Raw genomic sequence first — 26,200 nt, 5'->3', positions numbered from 1 at the left:
TTTGGCAAAACTTAAGCTGGATGATGTACTTAGGTCAGTTCGAGTACACCATATAAAAGAAACATCAGACTCTGAGCAAGAGCAAAAAAATGTCAATTATTGTTCATATTGGTCGGTCTACAAACCATTCCAAGGGTTGCTCTCAGTGCTATCGAGGTTTTTTACTGGGGTTCCATGTGGTTAAGGTATTAACTTGTTTAGAATGATTACAAAAACGTCAGTAAATAGCCTTTGCAGTCTGCAACTAAATATTTTCAGGCATAAGCCCCATGGATAGAGAACCCCTAAGACAGCTCGCCATCTTTTCTCTCTGTTTGCTGATTTGGTTGGGTTTCAATCACATCCTGTAAAGTTGAGACTGTTTTCGCAACCCACTGCGTTGATGAAACACATCTCTGTATTTATAAATCGTTCAAACGAGTTCCAGACTGAAGGCTAAACTTCCTGCTTAGCGCCTCATCAAACACAAAAATAGCCGTCAGCAGCGTTGGAGGATATGAAAGATAAACAATCCCGATATAGGCTAAAAAAACAGAACATCAACTGTTATTAATTTAATCCCCTGTGGAAAGAGCGTTAATCTGTTCTTACACTTTCTTCATTTTTTCTCTATTTGGTCTCTCGACCAGATATTTTTGCTTGTGTTATCGCCTCGAAAGCCAGCACTGTGCCGCCGTATTCTTTAGCAAACCTGTTGGCAATTTCTTTTTCCGCAAAACTGGCCAAGGTCGGCCCCATTGCCCCTTGTTGACGATGACCAATAACAAACCACGCTTGGCGGGCATCAATATAGAACTCATCATCTGGGGCATCCCATGATGTTTGAGCCATATCATGAACATATACTGTTTGTATGGCGTGCTGATGTTCCGGATCCAGTAAATAGGCAAACATATCGCGAGTAGAGCAAAACTTCAGCACTTGCTCAGTGCCGCGCTGATACAACTGTCCTTTTGGTCCAGGGAAGTGCTTGATAATCATGCCACATTGATGACACTCATCACCGCTTTCGACTTTGACAGCGTGCTGAACCAATGTAAGTTCTGAAGGTGATTCACCACAGGCAGTGATAATCAAAACTATCGCCACCATTAACGGTCGTATTTTTTTGCTTAGCGTCATAATGTTCTCTTATTAAACTTGAACAAGGTATACAGTAACGGAATCAACAGCCAAACCACCATTCCGCAAAACAATATGCGGGTAGTGAATTGCGCCTGTTGTGCCACGGCCATCAGTCCGCTTAGCTGTTGGTCGGCAAAATACTGAATAATTGCTAAGCGATAGATATCAGTTGGATTGAGTAGCAATAGATAGGGAAACATCTCCGCATTGACATTGCCTTCGGTCGTCACCAGCAACCCCAGTAACATCAAATCAAACATCAAGACGACACTAAACCAGACGATTAATGCGAGCCCCGCAGCTTTCGATTTTTCAGTAACCGTCACACTAATAACATAAGCAAATGCAATAAATATCCATCCCAACAAGACCGAAAAAAGAATAAAAAAAACATAGGCATCAAACAACTCTGACCAAGAGGTGTTATCGGAAAAAAGTCCTGTCACTAACGCTGACAAACCAAACCCTGTAATGCTGGCACATGCCAGGATCATTCCGTGTCCAAGCATTTTACCCGCAATAAACTGCCAGCGTTTCATCGGATAAGTCATTAACAATAATAAGGTGCCTTGTTCATCTTCGCCAACGACACTGTCATACGCAAGCATGAGAGCAATTAATGGGATAAGAAACACTGCAAGGGTGGCGAGACTGACCAAAGTGGCAGAAAGCGAAGAAAATCCGGCCTGCCCAGAGGCTGCGGAGCCAAAATAAGCCAATCCCGTGGCAAGAATGGCAAAAATAAGGCTAATGGATACCACCCAGCGATTGCGAAGGCCATCACGAAACTCCTTGCCTGCAACGGTTAACAATACGTTTGACATCAGACGGTTCCAGAAGAAGGTTGATTAAAATGCGCGTACACATCATCCAGAGAAGGCATATGGATCTCGATGTTTTCTAGTCCTGGCAGCGAAAGCAGTTGTGGTAATAAATGCATTTTCTGTTGCTGACTGATCTGGCATTCAATCCCCTTTTCAGTACGATGAAAGTCAGCGAATAGATTTTGTGGAAGTTGCAGACCTTGACCCTGGAGTTCAATATTTACTGGTAAATCAGCCTGTTGGCGTAGTTCACTTAGGCTGCCGGCAGCCAATGCGCGTCCTTGTTTTAAAATCAAAGCCCGATCAATGACCTTCTCAACTCCAGCCAACAGGTGTGAACATAGCACAATGGTGCTACCCGCTTGTTTTAAAGCGTCAATACTGCTGTAAAAATCGCGTGTGGCGAGCGGATCCAGTCCAACCGTAGGTTCATCTAATAATAATAGTTTTGGTGCACCCAGCAAGGCTTGTGCAAGCCCTAAACGCTGACACATACCTTTTGAGTAGGTTTTTACTCGGCGATCTGCTGCCTGTTCCAGCCCAACTTGTGCCAACAAATCACGGGGCTGTCTCGCTGTGCAACCTTTTAATTTTGCAAAATAATTCAGCACTTCCAATCCAGTCATTTGCTGATAAAAACTGACATTTTCCTGCAAAAAACCGAGTTGACGGCGTATCTGATAGGCGTGACTGCCAGCGGGATTTTTATCAAATACCCGTACTTCACCCTGGCTAGGTTTGATCAGGCCTAAGATCAATTTAATGGTTGTCGTTTTACCAGCACCGTTATGACCGAAAAGGCCTAATATTTCGCCCTGCTGGATCTGCAAATCAAGTTGTTGCAGAGCGTGTACACCACGGTAATGTTTTTCCACTTGTGATAAATCAACAATAATCATGGCGTGAGCTCAGCGGGTAAAGTCATTAATGGATGACTATCTTTGACACCGGGAGATTTCAATATCGGAAACTGTTTTTGCACCCAGCGCAACAACATAACCGATGGGCTGTTGATCAGTAATTTGGCGTCAGGATATTTCCATAACAAACGATCAATACCGTCATTGGGTTCATATGCCGTATCGCCAATATCATCTTTATTTAAATCCCAGCCAAGATAATCACTCCAATAGTTACCAACACCATCTGTTGACCACTCCTGCAGCCGATTAGAGACATATTTCACTTGATTAGTGTTATTGATAAAAGCGTTATTTTTGAATTTATTATCTTCCGATCCAGCTGTCAGATGGATTCCAATATTGTTGTCGACAAAAAAATTGCTTTCGAAGCGGTTATACAAAGAGTTATAAACAAATAGTCCCTTACCTTCTGCACCGGAAATATCCAATCCAGCGGTCTGCCCTTGAGAAACACCTTCAACCACGTTGTTAAGAAAAATTGAGTCGGTGATAAAATTCAGCAAAATACCGTAATTCTCATCATTCTCAGAGCGGTTCCCGATAACCCTCAGCCGTTTACTTTGCATCAAGGCATAGCCCGTACGAGTATTTCGAGTGATATTATTTTCCAATAAATTATCCATGGAATACATGTAATGAATACCATAGCGTAATGATGTCATCAGGTTGTTGCGTATAGTGTTGTTGTTTGCAGCTTCAATATAAATGCCATCCCGGGTCTGGATGATTTTGTTTTCTTCAATGAGAGCGCCGGAAGTATTAAAAAGATGAATACCATTTCCCCGATCTTGAGAGCGTATCCCGGCATCTCCCTGAATATAATTGTTTCGCACAACCACGTCAGCCGTTGCATCCACCCAGATTCCAAAAGCTGGCCCTGTCAGACGATTATTATGAATAACTGATCCTGTCGCTTGACGGGATACAAAAATTCCCGCGTCTAACTTGGTGAGATCCTGCCCCCAATTGCGAATTTGACAATCACTGAACGAAATTCCAGCAGCGAGAATTTCAACAGCATGGCCCTGACCTTCTGCATCAATAACCGTATTTTTATCACATGATACCGTCACATTCGGAACGCGCAGAACCATAGAGGATATTTCTCCCGCAGGCAAGGTAATGGTTCCTCCCGGTTCGATCTGATCCAAGTTTGTCTGCAACTCAGCATTTGAGTCGAAGGAAACAAAAAAACAAAGTGCCGCTAATAAATAATGAAAGCTTTGGCATCCCTTGAAATGTCGCCGCTTTAAATTAACCACAAAGATCCTCTTGTTATATTCGTATACCAGTAGCTAATTGAGCAAAGAGTGGACGGAAATAACTTTCCGTCCACGGTTTTCTTAAACCTTTTCGACGATCATGCGTCCAGTCATTTCCATATGCATGGCATGGCAGAACCATGAACAATAGTACCAATGAACCCCTGGTTTTGACGCAATAAAGGTTATTGAAGAGGTCTGTTGCGGACTGATCTCCATATTTACGCCATGGTTCACCATACAAAAACCATGCGTAACATCTTCAACCATCTCACGATTGCTGACATAAACCGTTACTTCATCTCCCTGCTTAACCTTGAATTCATTCAGCCCAAACACTGGAGCAACAGATGTCATATAAACACGTACCTTGTTTCCATCACGGATAACCGTATTATCAAATTCAAGTTCGACGCCATCTTTCTCAGCTTGTTTGCGTGCGCTGGCAAAAAATGGATCTTGTGGATCCCAGATTTTTTTTGTCTTGATTTGATCCCGGCGTACCAGAATGCAGTCATGTGGTTCAGCGTATGTAGGACCATCATGTACAAGCTTCATTTCATCGCCAGAAATATCAATCAACTGATCATTTTCTGGATGTAACGGCCCGACTGGCAGAAAACGGTCTTTGGAGAATTTGGATAAAACCACCATCCATTTTCCGTCTGCATCACGTGATTCGGTCAATGAAGCATGGTTATGTCCGGGCTGATAGTGTACATCCAACTTCTGACGGATATAGCTAACATCTTCGCCTTGATAATGTTTGATTGCGTCTTCGATGTTCCATTTCACAACTTGGCTATCAATAAACAGCGTGGTGTAAGCATTACCCCGTCCATCAAACGTAGTATGTAGCGGGCCAAGTCCAAGCTCTGGTTCACCAATAATCGGATCACGCTCAGAAATTTTATCATCGAACAAATCGTCCAATCTGTCAGTCGCAATAATTGAACAGGTCGGAGACAATTTACCATTTGCAATAAAATATTTACCATCAGGCGAAGTGTTGAGACCATGCGGATTTTTTGGCACCGGAATATAGCGTGTCAACTCGCTCCCTTTGCGACCATCCACAACTGGCACTTTTGAATCTCCGATAGTTTTGAAATTACCTGCGTTGACAGCAGCTTCGATCCGTTCGATATTAAAGACGACTACCCAGTCACGCTCATTACGCATTGTGCCAGCTAAATCCAGGGCTTTTTCGGAGTTATAACAGGTCGATGCGGCATATTTTCCAGTATAGTCTGCATCCATATTATCCAGATTACCATCAACTATAACTTGCCATGCTACCTCCATGGTTTCAGCGTCAATGGCGTTGAACATCGTATAGCTATTTTCCAGTGTAAATTCGCTACCATCGTTAGGATGTGGAATTAGAAACTCAGCATTACAAAATACATATTTTGTATGGGGTACTTTCTGCAGTCTCAAGCCATGAATAGCCTGGACATTTGGAACGTGAACAATACGGTCCGTTTTCATAATATCCAGACGGATTCTGGCTACCCGGGTATTTGCCTTATCATTAATGAAAAGATACTTACCGTCATAACGACCGTCCGTTAGGGAAATATGTGGATGATGACAATCGCCATTTTGATACAGTTGATCACCCAGTATCTCTTTACTCTCATTAGTTAACCCCCAACCAGTCGCTGAATCTATGTTGAACACTGGTATCCGCATCAGTTCACGCATTGAGGGAACCCCAAGCACCCGAACCTCGCCCTGATGACCACCACTCCAGAAACCGTAGTATTCATCCAGCTCACCAGGGCCAATGGTATGATGTCCAGCACCATTATTTTGTGTATCAGCCATTGTAGAACCTGAGAACACTGAACCGATGCCAGCTCCCAATGCACCTACAGCACCTGCTACTGCAGTAGAGGATCCAAGAAATAACCTTCGACTCATTTTGACATGCTCACTGGCATGACTATCTTCCGTATCAATCTTCGGAAGATTGTTATCTTTTTTGTCTATCATCTTTCTACTCCTGATCAGGTATACAAGTTTATTGACTTCAGTTTATTTCTTTTCTGCTGCAATAGTAATAGGGATAAACCCTTTTTCCATTTTGTGGCGTTTGTTATATCGCTTAATTAAAGGAGGGCATTTTGTTTCGTTGTGATAAGTGACCTGACAATCCAGACACCAATGACATTCATTGGCATTAATTTTACCGCTGGGATGGATCGCTTGAATTTCACACTCGTTTGCACAGATTTGACACTGAGTACCACACTCCTTGCGACGTTTAAGCCAATCAAACAGACGAAACCGTGAAGGAATAGCTAATGCCGCCCCCAAAGGACAAATATAACGACAGTAGGCTTTATGAGTGAACGCTGAGATGATTAGTAAAACTGCCGCATAGAAAACGTAAGCCCATTCACGTTGAAATTTGAGCATAATTACGGTTTTAAAGGGCTCAACTTCAGCATAGCGCTCGGCATCGCTCATCGATTCCAGCGAAATGGCAAACAAAAGCAACAAGATCAGATATTTCAGTGCCCATAACCGCTCGTGGACGGCAAAAGGTAATTCAAACTGACGCACCCGCAATTTACGTGCTATTTCACTTATGAGTTCCTGTAATGCACCAAACGGACAGAGCCAGCCACAAAAAATTCCACGCCCCCATAACAACAATGTGACGGCGACAAAGCTCCATAAAATAAACATGATCGGATCAAGCAGAAAAGTATCCCATTTGAAACCATTCACCAGGGAATGAACGAAAGTGAACACATTGACAATCGACAACTGCCCCAGTGTGTACCAACCGATAAAAAACAGGGTATACACCAGAAAACTCAGACGGAACCAGCGGAAAAATCGAGGATACTTGACCAAAACATCCTGCATCACGATCACACTGAACAACATGAATAAGCTGATACCAAGCACGGTTATCTGAAAAACCTTATTACGCCAGACAGACACCCATAAAGCTTCATCCTGGGCTTCAGTTATTTCCATTGGTGGTTTTTCAAGATATTTTTCAGGGACGCTATAATCACCGGAAAAACGAGTAAAAACGCCGTCCAGCGCACCTACCTGACGGCGAACCAGTAATTCGAGTTGCCAGTTTTGGCTGAGTTCAAACTCATAAGAATCACGGATAATAAAAATAGCCATTTCGGAAAAACTCGGCATCCCTTGCAAATAAACATCACTGAGCCGGTAAAAATCGCTATCGCGAAACATAATGGATTTATCATCCTGCTGGAGTTGAATCCGGTCAAAAATACCGCCTCTAACGTAACCGGTTCCCTTGAATGAATAATCCCCTTTGCCAAAAACAGCAATGGCATGGTCTCCGGGGTTAAGTTCACTGACTAGCCAATTATATTGATCCTCACCCAGCACGTTTCTGCCTACGGTCGGAATGTCCAAAAGGGTGTAATACAGGTCTATAAAGTTTTTTTGCTCCCGTTCAGCTGCATTTGCTTTACCTTTGAAAGCCGCTCTGGTGCCTTCAAAGGCCTTATCGATATCACCATAACTCAGCTGAAGACGCCGTATAGAACCATCACCGGTTAATTGGGGCCAGTCGGCTTCATTAAAAACATCCTCGTTAATAGAGGCCGCTTGCTTTGTTACTTTATCAGTTATGCCACCGATATTGAGCAGACTGGCAACTTTTCGGGCTGAACGCATGACAACTTCATTGACCACCATCACCGTGACCGTTGCTCCAGAGATGGAATCTATGCTGTGAGCATTCTCTATACCGGAACGACCAACAATGACATGGTCCTTGACATCCATACCAACTAGTTGATCGGCAAAGTCAAAAAGCTGCTGCTCGGGTATACCTATCAGCAGAATTGGCTCATGATGCTCAAGCACCCGAGCAACTTTGATTTCGCCTTTGGTATCTATGGCCACCAGTAGATTAACTGGCTTACCGGAGTAAGCAGCCACATCCACCACATCAACAGTTTCAAAGGCATAACCTATAATTTCTTCACCTTGATAAATGGTTCTTATTTCGGGCTGTTTATGTGCGAAAGGGATTTTATCGCTGATTTTTGTTGCTGATGGAAAAGCTTCTTTGAGGGTTGCTGTCTGCTCATCAAAATTGACCGGGACCATCGAATAAGCAAAACTGGGGAAGATCAGTAATAACAACAGAACCCGTTGCAAAAAGTTACGATTCGACCATAAAAAAATCTTTTTCAGCATAGCGCTATTCTACTCGTTTTCTTCGACAAAATTACACAAAAAAACACTTTTACCCTCCTGATTGTTTGATGAAGATAAAAATCAAAGTAAAGTGTATTCCTTATATCAATTCGCTAAATCCAGCTGCAATAAACATACGGTTAGTAAAGCGATTGGTTGAATAAATTTTGATACCTGAACATTTTGTGAACACAGCGTTAAAAGTCAGGAATCCATGGAGGATTATTTTACTAGCCGCTATTGATCTTTGCTGTACAAAAATTAATCAACCCACATTGGCAGCCACATCATAGTAAACGCCAGCATGAGCATGCTGTAATAATTCCGTTCGAGCTTCTCGTAACGCGTTGCAATCGCCCGGAAATGCTTGATTCTGGCAAAGGCATTCTCAACCAGATGTCGATACCGATACAAACTCCAGTCCATGTTTTCATTGCCAACACGGCTATGTTTACGTCGAGGAATGACTGGTTTTACGCCTTGCCTTTCGATTTCATTCCTGAAGACTTCACTATCATAGCCTTTGTCAGCAATCACCTTGTCAGCGGCGCAAACGGCATCCATCAGGCTTTGAGCATGGACGATATCATTGACCTGACCGCCTGATAACTCGACATGGACTGGCAGACCATAACTCCCCACCGCCAAATGGATTTTGGTGGAATGGTCGCCCCGGCTTTGACCTATCGCTTCACCTTTGGGAGAGGCTGCGCCAGAGCTATGTTGGTGGGCTTTGACGATACTGCCATCAATGAACAACCATTCCATGTCCGTGCTGCGCGATAATGCTTTAAATAGCCTTTCCAATAGACCTTTCTTCGACCATAAGTTAAATCGTCGGAAAACGGTACTCCATTGCCCAAACTCTCGGGGTAAATCCCGCCAAGGGCAGCCGGTTCGCATTCGGTACAAGATCCCTTCGAGCGTCATTCTGTGCTCGGGTTTGTTGTAGATACGGCCACTTTGATACATCAGTCTGGATAGCGTTTGCCACCGTTGGTCGGTTAACATAAGTCTTGGCATGGTGATTTGGTGTAATTTTTGTTTGTTGTGAAACGCATTATACCGAGTCACCATGCTGCTCAAAAAATAACCATCAAAGATCAACAAGCCCTAAGGTTATTCATGGTTTTGTTCAATAATTTGAAATCATTTTTTGCATTCGTAATGGACCTTGCGTTATCAAGCTACTAAAAACCTGGACCAGGGATGCGCCAGCTGCCATCAATTGCTCAATATCATCGCAAGATCGTATGCCTCCAACGACAATTAATGGAAAATCTTCATTCGTCGATTTTAATTGACTCACATAGTCTGCTACCCGACTGATATCTGGCCAATTCTCAAAAGCAATTACTGCACCATCAAACTGCTGCGCTTTTAACGATAACAGGATTTCAGGAATATGCTCATTACACTCGTGGTCGATAGCAACTTTTGCCACGATCGGCACGTAACGGCGAAATTCCGAAGCAAATTGGCTGTGATCGCGCTTGATATTAGTTAAAAATGACGTTAACGCTTTGGGTTCAAGAGAAGGATTTCGTGTGGGGCTATTCGGTCGGCTCAAATTAATGACAAGGTAATCCGCGTACGGCCAAAATAACATCATGCCGTTTGCAAAGTCGGCTTCCGTTTGTTTCGTTAATCCATCGTGAAGACTGCCCAGACTGATTCCCCGGCGTTGCACACTGTTTTTGGAGTACTTCGTAGCTTTTTTCAGGTTATCTAATGTTGCCAGGACGGCACTGTCAGGCGTTTTTGACGCATTTACATTAATAGTGCCAATTTCAATAAAGCCAAAGCCTACCCGTTGAGTATAAGGCAAAAATCTGGCATACCGGTCAAAGCCAGCGGCAAGTCCCACCGAATTAGGAAAACGTATCCCCATTATTTCTACAGTTGCGGACGATAGCGGTGAATGTGGAAAAAACCTGTTTATCCGGCTAAGTATATGTGCGATTAAATAGGCTCGTTTGTATTGATAACTTGTATAGTTCGCCGCCATCTGATCTATGATCTGTTATCCATGGAAAGATTTTTTCAACCGTGTTTGGGATTGGCTGGCCGAATAAGTTTTCATAAAAGCAACCAAAGCATCAACACCCTCAATGGGCATTGCATTATAAAGGCTGACCCGAACTCCGCCTCGAATGCCATGCCCTTTTAGGTTAACAAAGCCTTTTTTACTCGCCTCACTGAGAAAGTCTTCTGTCCGGCTCATATCGGTTAATTCAAAACAAACATTGACGATAGAGCGTGCAGATGGATCAACAGAGCATTGATAAAAACTGTTATTGTCGATGAATTCGTAAAGTCGCTGAGCTTTATGCTGATTGGCTTGTTCTATTGCTTTTATTCCACCTTGCTCTAGCAGCCATGAGAACATCAATCCGGCGATATAGACGCTGTAAGTCGGTGGAGTATTAACTCGCCCGTTGTTGCTTGCCTGACGGCCATAGTTAAAGACTGTCGGCACCATTTCCATTGCTTGATTCAATAGCGTGTTGTGGATAATGACGATCGTTAATCCCGTTGGTCCAATATTTTTCTGAGCACTGGCATAGATAAGACCAAATTGTGAAACGTCCAATTGGCGGGTCAAAAAATCAGAAGTGACATCTGCCACCAGAGGGATGGGTAGCTTGGGAATATCATGAAACTGAACCCCGTTAGCGGTCTCATTGGTGGTGATATGACAATATGCCGCCTCCGGGTTCAGTTGCCACTGCTCATAGGGAGGAATGCGGTTAAAACCTGAAGACACAGAACTGGCGGCTATATTGATATCGCCATACCGTCTGGCTTCATTCAACGCTCGTGTCGACCAATGACCCGTCTGTATGTAATCAGCGGTTTGTTTCTGACCCAATAAATTCATAGCGACAAGGGCAAAATGGGCATAAGCCCCACCTTGTAGAAACAAAATATGATAATCATCCGGCAGGTTTATCAATTTACGCAGATCGTTGTGGGCTCTCTCACTGATAGCTTTATATTCATCCGAGGTAAAGGGCATCTCCATTACTGACATACCAGAGCCATGCCAATCCAGCAGATCTTCTTTAGCCTTATTTAATATTTCTTTGGGAAGCTGAGCCGGGCCAGCAGAAAAATTATACATAGTGAGATAGCTCTGCTTAGGAAAACAAAATTAATCCGTGAGCACCGGCAATCATGAAAAACAAGGTGAACACTGAAAGGACAGAGTTTGTTCTAGAGGATAGAAAAGTGATGCGAGAACAACGAATACGCTCATTATCCTCAGCAGGAACAAAACCAAGAACTTTTTTCTGATGTGGCCAAAGAACAAACCATAAATTGAGAACCATGATAATTCCCAACCAGACCCCTATGCCAATGTATAAAGCTGAATCTGATAGCGTTAAAGCATCCATTAATAAGCCTCTATACCACAGCATATAAACGCCTGTAGCCAAGACTACCAGTGAGGCATAACGGAAAGTGCCGTGTTCGCGTTGCATTGCGGCCAGCATTGATCCAGGGTCGCTGGGTTGTGCCGGTTTAAACCGAGGATTTTGGATCACATTGGCATAATTATGGCCCATCCATACAAGTATGCCCATCAGATGTAGCCATCTGGCGAAAAGATCTATAGATGCAGTAAGTGTCATCAGAACTCCATGCGTCAAAAATTATTACCGTAATCGTTTCGGTAAACAAAAAAGTATCGTGATAGGCCCATAACAACATGATGCGACCATCAATCAGTTATGAGCCCGGCATAAGCTTTTATCGAAGAAAATCGGTTGAGATTGCACCCTTTTTACGGAAAACCAGTGGTTTTTCAACTCTATGGGGATTGGTGGAGTTGGCTACACAAGATCCAACAACATCGTGCATCGGTGATTTAGAACACACAGGATCTGTGTTAGCAGCATCACCTGTCAGCAGAAAAGCCTGGCATCGGCAACCACCATGATCCTGTTCTTTTTCATCACAGCTTTTACACGGATCTTTCATCCAGTCATCGCCACGATAAGCATTAAATACTGGAGAGTTATTCCAGATCCAATCCAAAGACTCATCCCGGACATTGGGGAATTCAAGTCCTTTGATTACGCGCGCTTCCTGACAGGGAAGAGCAGCACCATCCGGTCCGATGGTCAAATGAATATTTCCCCAACCATTCATACAGGCTTTTGGACGATCATCAAAGTAATCGGGAATAACAAAATAAATTTGCATTTTGTTGCCAAGCCGTTCGCGATATTCTGCAACAACAGCTTCGGCAGCTTTTAACTGGTCGAGAGAAGGCAGAAACTCATCGCGATTCAATAATGCCCAGTTGTAATATTGAATATTGGCAAATTCGATATATTCAACCTCAAGCCTTTCGGCCATTTCCAGCATAGCGCGTGTTTGATCAATGTTTTGTTTACAGATAGGGATATTTAAAACCATAGGGAACCCTTCGGCTTTAATATTTTCTGCTACCGCCATTTTTTGATCGAAAACATCAACACCAACTAATTGGTGTGATAACTCGCGATCACTGGATTGCACGCTAAGCTGTATCTGCTTGAGTCCGCCGGCTTTCAATGCCTTCAAACGTTCGGGCGTCAAACCAACGCCTGAGGTAATCAAGTTAGTGTAATACCCGAGCCCATCTGCTTCTCTAACGAGTTCTTCAATATCATCTCGCAGCATAGGCTCACCACCGGTAAATCCCAGCTGTAATGCCCCCATTTTTCGGCCGTCACGTAGAACTTTTTTCCACTCTTCTGTTGAAAGCTCATTTTTGAATTTATCGAAATTCAAAGGGTTGCTGCACCAAGGGCAATGTAAAGGACAGCGATAGGTCAGCTCTAGCGTGAGCCACATCGGTATCCCTAAACCATCCAGCGTTAATTCTGAATGATCAAGACTTGATTCTGATCCATCCTTTGGCATAGGACACCTCCAAAAATTTTTGAACACTTTCACTGACATCAGTGGTATAGAGATCACTTAACAGTGTGCTGATTTCTTTAACCGTATGGGTGCCATCACAATGCTTTATTATTGCCGCCCCCGTTTCATTGAGCTTTACCACACCCTCAGGATAGAGCAGGATATGGGCCTGCTGTGGTTCTTCCCATCGAAACAGGTAGAGTGGTGCTAATTCAACAATATTTTCCGGCGTTATATTTTTAACCATGTAACAAATCCAATTTATATATTTCAATATATGATTTGTTATAAACAGAGAGAGAGTGATTGTTTCCACTCTCTCACTGTTTATAAGTTTAATTAACGAACAAAAACATACGCTGTAACTTCAAAGCCTAAGCGTAAATCACAATATGCTGGATCTTTCCATTGCATAGTAAATCTCCTCATTTAAGTAATTACTGCCTGACGATTCAGCCAGTGGAGTTAACCATACTCTGTTGTCATAAGGCTCTTCCTCAGGATTTTCCTTAAGCCAAATAAAAATTGATCTGGATCAAGATTGTTTGTGGTGTGCTATTGATAGTTTCATTTTTCAGGGGTTGATGTACTGAAATAGGAGGACTTTAAAGCGACAGAAAGTGTTGACTTTTTTTGCCATCAAAAAGACGGATACCTTGAAAATATCTGGGGCAGACGTACCCTAATACAAGGATCGGCAAATCTGACCTATCCACCCATTTTTTAAAACAATGTCACTGAAGAGTGTTGCGTCTACCCAGAGCCGGTTTAGGCGTTGTACTGTGAGTGGAAGTTGTTACTCTAGATCCAGATGTGAACTGGATGTGTAAGCTCCTTGTTCGGTGATTTCGTTGAGTAACTACAGGAGCGTCAGGTCATACACTGTTCCAGTGTTTAACTTTTCTGACGATGTGTAAGGCTGGGCTGTGGGCTCAAGCCCACACAGGAGCGACCACCCAGCCATGGCAATAAACGTTTTGATCATAAATCCCGATGATGCGAAATACACGGAGGTAACTCGCAAATGGCCCCCTCCTGCCTCTGTGGTGCCTTTTTATCCATAACAAAGGCGGATCTAAAAAGATCCACAATCCCTCGTTTTATAATCAAGATGCATTACAACTTTATAATTACGCCGCACAGAAATTAGAATTTAACTTGTCCATAAACCCAGAACTTTTCGGTGTCCACCAATGATGCATATTCTTTATCGGCATTGTAGTCGGCATATTTCACACCTAAAGTGTAATGCTCTTTAAAGGTTTTTTCTAACAGAATGTCGAGTTCATTACCGGCATCCAAACTGCCTTTATCGGTTTCAAAATCATGATAAACCACAACCAATTTGGCACCAAAAACACTGCCGGTAACCGTAAAGAATAGATCTTCCAGGCCTACATCGGGCGTAGCCAAAAATTGATCAGCCCAGCCCTGGAAAGCGTGGTTGGTGCCCAGACGTGTTTGAAAGCTGTCTGTACCATCACCTTCCAGCATTTCATAAGACACTTTGGCCAGCCAGCCCTTATATTTACCGCCCAGTTCAAACAGATAGTAATCTTGCCGATCCATTTCACCATCAGCAAAATCGTCTTGGGTTGCGTATTCAGCGCTATAAATCAGTTTTGTTGTTTCATTAACAGCCTGCACACCACTTAACCGTAACCCGTAGGTTTCGGTTGAAAACTTATTGTCATCTGGTGCATCAGAATAATCCAGTAGATAGCTATAACCTTCCAGGCTGCCGATCGGCAGACCACTGTATTGAATATTAAACAAATGACTGTTCATATCGACATCGCCATCTTTAACAAAGATTGCGGCAGCATCACGGTCATGACCAAAGATGGTATGGACTTTATTGAGGTAAGCGTAGCTGATTTTGGTATCAGGCAGCGAGGTATTACTGAAGCTCAAAGCATCAAATGATTGATGATTTTGACGCCATAGCACGTTACCAATAAAACGATGAAAAGGTGCATCACGATAGGTGATTTCCTGGCGACCAATTTTTACTTCCGTATCAAAACCGTTATATGACAGATAAGCCTGATTAACTTCGGTACTATCCGGATCGGCCACAACCGAATACTCTGTTTCGTCATTGGTTGTACTGTTAAAATTGTCTGAACCAATTTCAGACACGTCCTCAAACTCAATAAAGCCACTGAAACCGTGGAAAGCCCCTGTTTTATAACCCAAGGTAGTGCGTAACGTCAGCGCATCGGCATCTTTCAAAGCATTGTCCTGCTCTACTGACTCATAACGCATACGTGCTGAAAAGCTGACGTTACCTTCCGTTATCGCTTCAAGAAGATTGTCTTGTTCTGCCTGTGCCTGCGGTACAAATAAAACACTGATTAGACTTGCCAGCATTGTTATTGCCGATGGGCGGGAGTGTATGTTCATGATGATATCCTTACTTTAAGAATTTTCAACGTTAAGGCCTGCCCCCATGTATTTGCTGCTATAAAGGGCTATCTTTTGGAGCTAGAAAAAGGGCTTATCGGTCTTTTGTCGCCATTTGCCACAAGCACTTCAAACTTGCCACTCTCTTGCTGATACTGAAGTAATTCACCTTTATCCATATCGAAATACCAACCGTGTAAAGCCAGTTTGCCCAGCTCTACACGTTTGCTAATCCATGGGTACGACCGGAGATTTTCCAGCGAGATCAGTATTGAGGCCTGCTCGCAGGCATGCGCCTGAACCTCAGGCGTTTTATTGGGCAATTGTTGCAACACCTGCTCACGAGCTGATTCGGCAATTCCAATCCACTGTGAAATCAATTTCGATTCATCATTCTCAGGCGTTTTGTGTGTCATTAATGCCTGAATACCACCACAATGCGCATGTCCCATAATGATGACATGCTCTACTTCAAGACTGCTAACGGCAAAAGCAATGGCAGAACTTGTAGCGGCAAACAATCTGGCCTGATCATAGGGAGGCACCAGATTGGCGACATTCCGTACCACAAACATATCACCAGGCTCACAATCCGTAAGCAATGCCGGATCACAGCGAGAATCACAACAAGCAATCATCAGAGCTCGCGGACGTTGACCTTCTGTAAGCAGTTGATCAAACAGTGCGTGCTGCTCTCCCAGATAATGTTGCTGGAACCGTCTAAATCCCTGAAGAAACTTTCCAACATCTCGCATATGACTGCCTTTTATATCAAGACTTAAACTTACGTTTACTGCGAACAATTTGATACGGTCTTGCTAAGTAACCAATTGGCGCACTCCAGATATGTACCAAACGGGTAAACGGGAACACCAGAAATACTGTCATACCGAAAAACAGGTGTACTTTGAAAATGGTGTCCACACCCATCAGTAAAGCTGGTTCAGGTCGCAAATAAACGATACTTTGCACCCATTCAGCCAGAGCAATCATCACGCCCGGATCGCCAGCATTAGCATGACCAATCGATACTGGAATAGTTGACATTCCAATGATCAGGGTAACCATGATCCAGCTCAGCACAAACTTATCTGAGCCACGGCTTGCAGCTGAGACACGTGGATTAAACATACGGCGGATCCACAGCATTGCACCACCAATCAAACATAAAGTCCCAAAAATTGATCCGGCCCAGATTGCAATCATCTGATGGGCCATATCGGAGACTCCGATTGCCGTGAAAACACTATGTGGTGTTAACAACCCGACCGCATGTCCAAAGAAAATGGCAATAATGCCGATATGGAATAAATTACTGCCTAGTCGCAGATTTTTCTTTGATAACAATTGGCTGGAATCACTTTTCCATGTGTATTGCTCACGGTCAAACCGCATAAGACTACCGAACAAAAACAAACTCAAAGCAATATACGGATAAACTCCATAGAGAAAATTGTGCAGACTCATTATGATACTCCTTGGGCAGTTAAGCGCGTTAAAGTGGCGCGACTTCCCACTATGGATAGTAGTGCCGCGTATGGGCTACTGGCTTTTTCCAAATTTTCGGTCAAGATCGTCAGTATTTTTTTAGCATCCGACAGGAAGACCATCGCTTCGTTATCTTCCAGTTGGGCAGCAAACTCCAGAGTGAGTGGCAGATAATCAGGCAATTCATTGGTCACAACTTCCACGCCATAATCTTTGTACAACTCACCCAAGTCGATCAGTGCCGGCCCACGGTTTTTGTCATCGCCAAATAGATGATGTGATAGATGAAGACTATGTTCTGCCGTCATATCAAATGTTTGCACGTAATCTTCTTGCAGTTCAGTCAATGACTTACTGGCAAGATAGTCATTAAACCCGTGCAGTTTCTCAAGTTCATCATCTTCGAGATCGTCACTCTGCTCCAGTCGTTGTTTTATTTCCGGTAAGTTATCGATCAATTCCTGGCTTGGATATTCCAGCAGTACCGACAGTAATTTATATATTTGCATCATATTCTCCTGTTACTCATCCGCTGGAGGTGCCAGCTCTTTGGATTCCACTGTTTCTTTACGACGACGTGGAAACAACGTGATCTTGCTGACACCGGCGGAAGTATCATTGCCGAAAGTAAAGCCATTCTGTCCCTGGAAGCCAAAAGCATCATCCAGCGTTTCTTCTGTATGGCCAGTAGGAATAACGAAACGGTCTTCGTAATTGGCAATCGCCAGATAACGGTACATTTCTTTCGCCGTTTCTTCGGTAATACCAGCCGCTTCCAACGCCCGGGTATCTGCTTCACCTTCCACATGAACTGAACGATGATAACGACGCATCGCAATAAGACGATTGAGCGAACTTTCGACTGGCTCTGTTTTACCTGCGGTGAGCAGATTAGCCAGATATTGAACTGGCAAGCGCATAGAACCTGCTAGTGGAATGGCACCGTCAGGCCCGACAGGCAGATTTCCCTGATCAAGCTGTGACTGTACTGGTGACAATGGTGGTACATACCAAACCATCGGCAGCGTACGGAATTCCGGATGGATAGGGAAAGCGATCTTCCAATCCATGGCCATTTTCCAGATTGGTGATTTACGTGCAGCTTCTATCCAATCCTCGTTAATGCCTTCTGCACGTGCTGCTGCAATGACTTCTGGGTCGTTCGGATCGAGGAAGATGCGACATTGTGCTTCATACAAATCTTCTTCATCCGTTACGCTTGCCAACTCTTCAATGCGGTCAGCATCGTAGAGCATGATGCCGTTGTAACGGATACGACCGACACAGGATTCGGAACAAATTGTCGGCATTCCAGATTCTACGCGTGGGTAACAACCGACACATTTTTCCGCTTTTCCTGATTCCCAGTTGTAAAACACTTTTTTATACGGACACGAACTGACACACATCCGCCATCCGCGACATTTGTCCTGATCTACCAGAACGATGCCATCCTCTTCCCGTTTGTACATCGAACCGGAAGGGCATGAGGCAACGCAGGCCGGATTAAGACAGTGATTACAAATACGTGGCAGATACATGTGGAACGTATTTTCAAACTGTCCATACATCTCTTTTTGGATGTTATTCATGTTCTGATCTTCGCTGCGCTTGGCATACTCGCCGGCCAGATCGTCTTCCCAGTTTGGTCCCCAAGTGATTTTTTCCATCGACTTGCCCGTTATCTGTGAGATAGGTCGTGCGGTCGGCGCAGCCTCAGACAGGGGAGCATTTTTCAGATGTGCATAGTCAAAACTGAATGGCTCATAGTAGTCATCAATTTCGGGCAAATCAGGGTTAGCAAAAATATTCTTAAGCTTGGATGCGCGGGTACCAGATTTAAGCTCCAGCTTGCCTTTTTTAAGCTCCCAGCCACCTTTCCATTTTCCTTGATCTTCCCATTGCTTGGGATAACCAATACCTGGTTTGGATTCAACGTTATTAAACCAGGCATATTCAACACCTTTACGATTGGTCCAGACATTCTTGCAGGTTACTGAGCAGGTATGGCAACCAATGCATTTGTCCAAGTTAAAAACAAAAGCGAATTGTGCGCGTACTTTCATGTGATTCTCCTAATAATTCTGACCGGAACGCTTAGCGTTTACCGACCCCTATTGGGTTACGTTGTTCTTCCCGCTCCGCTGTCAGCGGACGTTCTAACCAGTCAATATCTTTATCCGCAATCTTATGCAGAACCACCTGTTCATCACGCTGGCAACCCACTGTCCCGTAATAATTAAAGCTGTACGAGAGCTGTGCATAACCACCGATCATATTGGTTGGTTTAATAATGACGCGGGTGACGGAGTTCAGGATACCGCCGCGTTTACCAGTGGAAGATGATCCCGGTACGTTGACGTTCTTTTCCTGAGCGTGATACATCATCGCCATACCACGGGGGACACGCTGCGATACTACGACACGAGCCATCGTGGCGCCGTTGCCGTTAACCGCTTCAACCCAGTCATTGTCTTCGAGCCCGATTGACTGTGCATCAGTCTCTGATACCCAAACGTATGGTCCGCCTCTGAATAACGTCAGCATGCGCAGATTATCCTGATAGGTGGAGTGAATCCCCCATTTGGAATGTGGCGTGATCCATGAGAGCACCAGGTGAGGCTTGGCTCTGACCGCATCTGGGAGAACCTCCTGAGCCTTCATATCTAACGGTCCACGATAAGCGCAGAAGCCTTCACCGAAATCAAGCATCCACTCATGATCCTGATAAAAATGAGCACGGCCAGTTAAGGTCCGGAACGGAATATGCTCATGAATATTGGTGTAACCAGCGGTGTAAGATACCGTTTCTGACTCAATGCCGGACCAGGTTGGTGCCGTAATAATCTTACGCGGCTGAGACTGAATATCTTTGAAGGTAATCTTGTCTTCATGACGACCAACATACAGATGGTGATGGTCAATACCGGTTTTAACAGACAAGGCAGACCAGGATTTATGTGCCACTTCACCGTTTGTTTCTGGTGCCATGCGCATTACCGCATCGCAGACATAGATATCCTCTTCCAGTGATGGCATCCCAAAGGAAATACCCGGTTCTTTAACCGTTTTGTTGTATTGTTTTAACTCTTCGTATTCCTGATCAGTGTTCCAGTCAATCCCTTTAACATTGTTTCCAAGTTTGGTCATTAACGGACCAAGAGCAATATACTTCCGGTAGGTATTGGCATAGTCACGCTCTACCACTTTAAGAATTGGCATGGTTTTACCTGGGATAGGCTCCAGTCCCTCTTTCTTCCAGTCAGATACATAACCGAATGGTTGAGCCATTTCAGCAGCGGAGTCATGTTGCATTGGCAGAGCGACAATATCCTTGACCGTTCCCAAATGCTTTTCTGCCAGTGCTGAGAACGTTTTGGCGATAGATTTAAAAATCTGCCAGTCAGATTTTGATTGCCAGCCCGGACTTACCGCTTCTGACAGTGGGTGAATAAACGGATGCATGTCCGTCGTGTTGAGGTCATTCTTTTCATACCAGGTCGCTGTCGGCAGAATAATATCGGAATGCGCACCGGTAGAGTTCAGGCGGAAGTTTATGTCCACCATCAAATCCAGCTTACCGGTAGGAGCCTCTTCATGCCATTTCACTTCTTTGTTATCACGACCGGCACCGGATTCCTGCAACACACCATTCTGTGCGCCAAGCAAATGTTTAAGAAAATACTCATGCCCTTTGGCGGAAGATCCGATAAGGTTGCCACGCCAGACAATCAAGTTACGAGGCCAGTTGACCGGATTGTCCACATCGGCAAACGAAACATCCAGCTCACCTGTTTTAAGCCTGTCAACGATATGCTGAGTGATTCCAGCTTCATCTTTTGCACCGGCTTTTTCAGCATCTGCAACTAACTTAAGAGGATTCGCGTTCCAGTGTGGTGCAGTTGGCAACCAGCCCATACGTGAGGCGGCAACGTTATAGTCGGCCAATGAATAACCTTTGTACTTACCTTTACCAGCAGGAGACAGCAAGTCATCAGCTTTTACCGTTTCATAACGCCATTGATCAGTATGGAAATACCAGTACGAGGTAGAATTCATATGACGTGGAGGACGGCTCCAATCCGTTCCGAAGGCGATCGGTGCCCAACCAGCTTGCGGACGCAGTTTTTCCTGACCTACGTAGTGAGCCCAGCCACCACCTGACTGACCGACACAACCACACATGTGCAGCAGATTCATGATCGAACGATAAGCCAGGTCATTGTGGTACCAGTGATTAATGGCAGCTCCCATGATAACCATGGATTTACCTTTGGTTTTGGAAGCGTTATAGGCAAATTCACGCCCTGTACGCTCGATATCAGCCGCTTTGACACCAGTTACCTTTTCAGCCCATGCCGGGGTATAGGCTACATTAGCGTCAGAATAAGATTGAGCAACATTACCGCCACCCAGTTTCCGGTCAATACCGTACTGCGCCACCTGCATATCGAAAACAGAAGTAACTAATGCTTCCTCGCCGTTGGCAAGCTTAACCTTGCGTACTGGCACATTGCGAAACAGCAGTTCATCTTCTCCCAGGTTGAAATGCGGAAAGCCAACCGAAACCACACTATCCAAGTTATCGATGCAGCTCAGTTCGGCAACAATGTCTTCCTGAGTTGCGGCATTCTTCGCTAACAGGTTCCATTTACCGTCCTCACCCCAGCGGAAACCGATAGAACCGTTAGGAGCAACAAACGCTTTTTTGACTTCATCATAAACGATGGTTTTCCAATCCGGATTATTTGTCTCTCCTAAAGCATTATCGAAATCGGAGGCACGCAGGAAGCGATCTGAAACATACGCATCGCCGTGCTTGCGAAGCATGACTTGCATTGGCAGATCGGTATATTTCTGAGCGTATTCTTGGAAATAAGGATCCTGCTTATCGATGTAGTACTCTTTTAACGCCACATGGCCCATTGCCAGAAATGCCGCGGAATCAGTACCCTGACGGATCGGCATCCACAAGTCTGAGAACTTACAGAATTCGGCATAGTCAGGTGCCATGGCTACAATTTTGGCCCCTTTATAACGAACTTCAGAAGCAAAATGCGCATCCGGTGTACGGGTCATTGGTAAGTTGGCACCGGTGATGATGATATAAGTTGAGTTATACCAATCAGCCGATTCCGGTACGTCAGTTTGTTCACCCCACGTTTGTGGAGAAGCAGCAGGCAAATCGCAATACCAGTCATAAAATGAGCCACATGCGGCACCAATCATTGACAGGTAACGTGCGCCGGCAGCATAAGAAATCATCGACATGGCAGGGATAGGAGAAAAACCGTAAATACGGTCTGGTCCCCATTTCTTGATGGTGTAGACGTTAGCAGCCGCGACGATTTCTGTGATTTCATCCCAATCAGTACGGACAAAACCGCCTAACCCACGCACCGCAGTATATTGCTTGCGTTTCTGTTCATCAGCTTGAATCGCAGCCCAGGCTTCTACCGGATCTTTACCTGTTTTACGTTCAGCCCGATACAAATCAAGTAAACGGCCACGAATCATCGGATGCTTGATACGATGTGGGCTATAGAGATACCACGAGAAGGAAGCGCCACGTTGGCAACCACGTGGTTCATGATCAGGTAGATCTTCTCGGGTCCGTGGATAATCGGTCTGCTGCATTTCGAATGACACCAAGCCGTTTTTAACGAAAATCTTCCAGCTACAGCCTCCTGTACAGTTAACACCGTGCGTAGAACGCACGATCTTGTCATGTTGCCAACGATGGCGATAAGCGCTTTCCCATTGGCGATCTTCGTTAGTGACGATGCCATGGCCGTTGGAGAAGGTCTCTTTGACCTTGTCGAAGAAATTCAAGCGGTCTAGAAAATGACTCATATTGTTTGCTCCAATTAAAATCGTTATTTCAGGGTGGCTTTTAAGGGTTCTTTATTTCAGCGCCGGGGCGCAGATAGAACCACCAGTTCAATACCAAACACAATGCATAGAATCCCGCGAAACCATACATGGCAATTTGTGGCGTGCCGGCCTGGATCTGTTGATTAATGATTGCCGGGGCGATAAAGGCACCATAAGCAGCAACTGCTGATGTCCAACCCAGTACTGGTCCTGCTTGTACCCGATCAAAAACCATCCCTACACTACGGAAAGTTGAACCGTTACCTATGCCACTTGCAGCGAACAAGATGACAAACACCACCAGGAATTGAGTAAAGTAAATTTCAGGGGTGGCCGACTGATACGCCTGCATCATTACAAATCCTGCGTAGGCTGAGGCCAGCACCATGATTGCAGAGATCATCTGAGTAACAATGGAACCGCCTACCTTATCGGAGATCCAGCCACCAACCGGGCGAATCAACGCTCCGACAAAAGGCCCGATCCAGGCATAAGTAAGTGCAGAGGGTGCATTCGGATTCCTGACGTGAAGCCACGTTTGGGTGGCAACATCATAGATATGCTTTTCACCAAAGATGATGGTGATCGACAATGGCAATGCCATCGAAAAGCCGATGAAAGAACCAAAAGTCAGTACATAAAGAACCGTCATCGACCATGTATGTTTATTACTGAAGATCGCAAACTGTTTTTGGATGTTTTCCTTCATGGTGCCAAAGGCAGCCAGCTTCATCATCAGCAGCGTACTCACCATGATCAATGGCAAAGCAACCCACATATTCAAAATACCCAGTCCCGTCGGTGCAGGCAGATAGAAGTACAGACCGACAATAGTCGGTATAAAGGTCAGAGTATAAAGCCAGGTGATTTTGATAAAAGCAACTAGCGTACCACCAATATCAGAGGAAATTGAAAGCAGATTATTCATTCCAAACCAGCTAGCAATTGCCAGTGGGATCAGCAATAAAAGCCACACATAACCAGCATTTTGAATAAACGTTGGGGTGCCCGCTTCAATCTTGCCCAGAATCCAGCCACTGTCTTTGACCAGCGCCACCGGATCACCACCCATAGCCCCAAAAACGCCGGCAGTCATCACCAGGGGGATCAGGATTTGCATGGTTGTTACACCAAAGTTACCGAGCCCAGCATTTAATCCCAGGGCAGTTCCCTGTAAACGCTTAGGAAAGAAGGTACTGATGTTACTCATTGAACTGGCAAAGTTGCCACCGCCGACACCTGACCATAATGCCAGCAACTGAAACACCCACAGCGGCCATTCTGGATGCTGCAGGGCAATCCCTGTACCAACGGCTGGGGTAATCAGCATTGCTGTTGTCAGGAAAATCGTATTCCGTCCACCGGCCAAACGGATGAAAAAGGAAGACGGAATGCGCATTGTCGCCCCCGCCAGGCCGGAAATGGCCGTCAACGAGAATAATTCTTCTTTGCTGAACGGGAAACCAAGGTTCAACATCTGAACACTGATCATGCCCCACATCAGCCATACCGCAAAACCACATAACAGACAGGGTATTGAAATCCACAAGTTACGGTAGGCGACGCGTTTACCCGTTGATTCCCAGAATTCCGGGTCCTCAACGTCCCACTTTTTAATATTGATAGTCACTTTATGGGCTCCTTAATATTGACTTTTTAATGGTTGGCTTGGCAGCTGATTGCTGCCAAGTTTGGTGGGGCGAACCTCGGTCCAGTACATCCACAGCAATGACACCCAGATGATGCCGAACATCAACATAAAAACGGATGAACGGATACCAGTCAGGTCGACTAATGCGCCAAACATGACGGGAAGTAGGAAGCCTCCCATGCCGCCCATAAGACCAACAACACCTGATACCACACCGATATTGCCTGGATAATCGTCAGAGATGTACTTGAATACCGATGCCTTGCCTATGGCGAAAGCAATGCCCAAAGTGAACATGATGATGGTGAAGAAGAGTACGTTCAGTCCGAGATGGAAACTTTTTGAACCATCTACCGTAAGAATGCTGATTTCAGTTTGTGGATAGGACAGAAAGAACAGGCATACCAGCGAAACCCACAATACCCACCAGGTCACAGTATGCGCACCAAATTTATCTGAAAAATACCCTCCCAAGGCTCTAAGAATCCCCCCCGGGATACTGAACGCGGCGGCCATCAACGCAGCCGTTTTTAAATCAAAACCATATTCCGTGATGTAATATTTAGTCATCCACAATGCCAAGGCGACATAGCCACCAAAAACGATTGAGTAATACTGACTGTATCTCCAGACTCTAGGGTCTTTGAGTACCGCTAACTGTTCTCGAATAGTGATTGCTTTGGCGACCTTATGTTCAGGGTCAGAAAAGGTAAAAATCCAGAATAGGATGGCCGTTACCAACATGAGAATTGCGTAAACCTTTGGCACCATCATCCAGCCGTATGCCACGACAATAAGTGGTGCAACCAGTTTGGTGACTGCAGCGCCCGTATTACCAGCGCCAAAAATCCCCATTGCCAATCCTTGTTTATTCTTTGGAAACCAATGAGCACAGTAAGCAATCCCTACCGTAAATGATCCACCAGCCATGCCAACAAAGAGACCGACAATCAAATATTGCCAAAACTGTGCGCAGTAGGAGATCAACCAGATGGGTATGACCGTGGAGAGCATCAATAGGAAAAAAACAATGCGTCCACCAAACTTGTCCGTGAGCATGCCAAGTGGTAGCCGCATTAATGACCCGGTTAATACCGGCGTGGCAATCAATATGCCAAACTCGGTTTCATTAAGTCCGAGGGTTTCTTTAATAGGGATCCCTATAACAGCAAACATCATCCAGATCATGAAGCACACTGTAAAAGAAAGCGTGCTTGCAATAACAACTGACCATGCTTTGTATTGTTGATTCATCATCACAGACCACCACGATTAGAACATGGTGCAATCTTAGGCTTATGCATGCATCGAGCATATTCCTCAGAAGCATAGGTTTAGCAATTAAAAGAACTAGTTCTTTTGAACTAGGACTGCCTGAAAATCGGTAAAATAAAACATGGCTGTAACGCAGACAAAAACAATATATGCCGGATAGGTCCTAAAATATTCATCCACAGGCAAGCGGCTATTTCACTTGGTGAGACAGCGCTTTGAACATAATGGAGCCCCTCGGACTCCAAAGACTTTCCG

Annotated in this window: 21 protein-coding genes; all 21 read right to left on the bottom strand. The window is 44.7% G+C overall.

What is annotated here, in order from left to right; all coding sequences use genetic code 11:
• Nucleotides 1-609 precede the first annotated feature (609 nt).
• On the bottom strand, nucleotides 610-1,122 hold the full coding sequence (locus tag Q7A_RS02165; RefSeq protein ID WP_014705688.1) for a nitrous oxide reductase accessory protein NosL: 513 nt from the start codon (nucleotides 1,120-1,122) through the stop codon (nucleotides 610-612).
• Entirely contained in the window at nucleotides 1,119-1,949 is an 831-nt protein-coding gene (locus Q7A_RS02160) for an ABC transporter permease subunit (RefSeq protein ID WP_014705687.1), read from the bottom strand. Before Q7A_RS02160 ends, Q7A_RS02165 begins: the two co-directional genes overlap by 4 nt.
• A complete protein-coding gene (locus Q7A_RS02155) occupies nucleotides 1,949-2,848 on the bottom strand; it encodes an ABC transporter ATP-binding protein (RefSeq protein WP_014705686.1) in 900 nt (299 codons plus the stop codon). Before Q7A_RS02155 ends, Q7A_RS02160 begins: the two co-directional genes overlap by 1 nt.
• Nucleotides 2,845-4,023, bottom strand: a complete 1,179-nt coding sequence (locus tag Q7A_RS02150; RefSeq protein ID WP_202971547.1) for a nitrous oxide reductase family maturation protein NosD — start codon at nucleotides 4,021-4,023, stop codon at nucleotides 2,845-2,847. The genes Q7A_RS02155 and Q7A_RS02150 overlap by 4 nt, the downstream gene beginning before the upstream one ends.
• A 192-nt stretch (nucleotides 4,024-4,215) precedes the next feature.
• Nucleotides 4,216-6,132 (bottom strand): TAT-dependent nitrous-oxide reductase, encoded by a 1,917-nt coding sequence (gene nosZ, locus Q7A_RS02145; RefSeq protein ID WP_044326370.1) that lies wholly within the window; start codon nucleotides 6,130-6,132, stop codon nucleotides 4,216-4,218.
• Between the two features lie 42 nt (nucleotides 6,133-6,174).
• On the bottom strand, nucleotides 6,175-8,337 hold the full coding sequence (nosR, locus tag Q7A_RS02140; protein ID WP_014705684.1) for a transcriptional regulator NosR: 2,163 nt from the start codon (nucleotides 8,335-8,337) through the stop codon (nucleotides 6,175-6,177).
• A 261-nt stretch (nucleotides 8,338-8,598) separates the two neighbouring features.
• Entirely contained in the window at nucleotides 8,599-9,360 is a 762-nt protein-coding gene (locus Q7A_RS02135; RefSeq protein WP_041354834.1) for an IS5 family transposase, read from the bottom strand.
• 112 nt (nucleotides 9,361-9,472) lie between these two features.
• Nucleotides 9,473-10,228: a beta/alpha barrel domain-containing protein gene (locus Q7A_RS02130; RefSeq protein ID WP_014705682.1), complete on the bottom strand. Its 756-nt coding sequence runs from the start codon at nucleotides 10,226-10,228 to the stop codon at nucleotides 9,473-9,475.
• Nucleotides 10,229-10,360: 132 nt separating this feature from the next.
• Nucleotides 10,361-11,461, bottom strand: coding sequence for a 3-phosphoserine/phosphohydroxythreonine transaminase (gene serC, locus Q7A_RS02125; protein ID WP_014705681.1), 1,101 nt, complete (start codon nucleotides 11,459-11,461; stop codon nucleotides 10,361-10,363).
• Between the two features lie 16 nt (nucleotides 11,462-11,477).
• On the bottom strand, nucleotides 11,478-11,972 hold the full coding sequence (locus Q7A_RS02120; RefSeq protein WP_041354243.1) for a urate hydroxylase PuuD: 495 nt from the start codon (nucleotides 11,970-11,972) through the stop codon (nucleotides 11,478-11,480).
• Between the two features lie 118 nt (nucleotides 11,973-12,090).
• Complete coding sequence (gene pqqE / locus Q7A_RS02115) at nucleotides 12,091-13,251, bottom strand: pyrroloquinoline quinone biosynthesis protein PqqE (protein ID WP_014705679.1); 1,161 nt, start codon at nucleotides 13,249-13,251, stop codon at nucleotides 12,091-12,093.
• Nucleotides 13,220-13,498, bottom strand: a complete 279-nt coding sequence (gene pqqD / locus Q7A_RS02110; protein ID WP_014705678.1) for a pyrroloquinoline quinone biosynthesis peptide chaperone PqqD — start codon at nucleotides 13,496-13,498, stop codon at nucleotides 13,220-13,222. The genes pqqE and pqqD overlap by 32 nt, the downstream gene beginning before the upstream one ends.
• A 92-nt stretch (nucleotides 13,499-13,590) precedes the next feature.
• Nucleotides 13,591-13,665, bottom strand: a complete 75-nt coding sequence (gene pqqA, locus Q7A_RS15700) for a pyrroloquinoline quinone precursor peptide PqqA (protein WP_084227491.1) — start codon at nucleotides 13,663-13,665, stop codon at nucleotides 13,591-13,593.
• Between the two features lie 732 nt (nucleotides 13,666-14,397).
• A complete protein-coding gene (locus tag Q7A_RS02100; protein ID WP_041354241.1) occupies nucleotides 14,398-15,657 on the bottom strand; it encodes an alginate export family protein in 1,260 nt (419 codons plus the stop codon).
• A 68-nt stretch (nucleotides 15,658-15,725) separates the two neighbouring features.
• The gene (locus tag Q7A_RS02095; RefSeq protein ID WP_014705676.1) at nucleotides 15,726-16,412 is read right to left on the bottom strand and encodes a carbonic anhydrase; all 687 of its coding nucleotides are present in this window, start codon (nucleotides 16,410-16,412) and stop codon (nucleotides 15,726-15,728) included.
• Nucleotides 16,413-16,428: 16 nt separating this feature from the next.
• Nucleotides 16,429-17,124 carry a respiratory nitrate reductase subunit gamma gene (gene narI, locus Q7A_RS02090; protein WP_014705675.1) on the bottom strand — a complete coding sequence of 232 codons (696 nt, stop codon included), beginning with the start codon at nucleotides 17,122-17,124 and terminating at the stop codon, nucleotides 16,429-16,431.
• Nucleotides 17,124-17,657, bottom strand: coding sequence for a nitrate reductase molybdenum cofactor assembly chaperone (narJ, locus tag Q7A_RS02085; RefSeq protein WP_202971546.1), 534 nt, complete (start codon nucleotides 17,655-17,657; stop codon nucleotides 17,124-17,126). The genes narI and narJ overlap by 1 nt, the downstream gene beginning before the upstream one ends.
• 9 nt (nucleotides 17,658-17,666) lie before the next feature.
• The gene (narH, locus tag Q7A_RS02080; protein ID WP_014705673.1) at nucleotides 17,667-19,211 is read right to left on the bottom strand and encodes a nitrate reductase subunit beta; all 1,545 of its coding nucleotides are present in this window, start codon (nucleotides 19,209-19,211) and stop codon (nucleotides 17,667-17,669) included.
• Nucleotides 19,212-19,242: 31 nt separating this feature from the next.
• Nucleotides 19,243-22,998 (bottom strand): nitrate reductase subunit alpha, encoded by a 3,756-nt coding sequence (locus Q7A_RS02075; protein WP_014705672.1) that lies wholly within the window; start codon nucleotides 22,996-22,998, stop codon nucleotides 19,243-19,245.
• A gap of 40 nt (nucleotides 22,999-23,038) precedes the next feature.
• Nucleotides 23,039-24,649: an MFS transporter gene (locus Q7A_RS02070; RefSeq protein ID WP_014705671.1), complete on the bottom strand. Its 1,611-nt coding sequence runs from the start codon at nucleotides 24,647-24,649 to the stop codon at nucleotides 23,039-23,041.
• Nucleotides 24,650-24,661: 12 nt separating this feature from the next.
• Complete coding sequence (locus Q7A_RS02065) at nucleotides 24,662-25,927, bottom strand: MFS transporter (RefSeq protein WP_014705670.1); 1,266 nt, start codon at nucleotides 25,925-25,927, stop codon at nucleotides 24,662-24,664.
• Between the last annotated feature and the right edge of the window lie 273 nt (nucleotides 25,928-26,200).

The organism is Methylophaga nitratireducenticrescens (assembly GCF_000260985.4).
In the GTDB taxonomy this organism is placed as follows: Bacteria; Pseudomonadota; Gammaproteobacteria; order Nitrosococcales; family Methylophagaceae; genus Methylophaga; species Methylophaga nitratireducenticrescens.
Note: the sequence above shows the minus strand (reverse complement) of the source record. Positions and strands in the feature narration are given on the sequence as shown.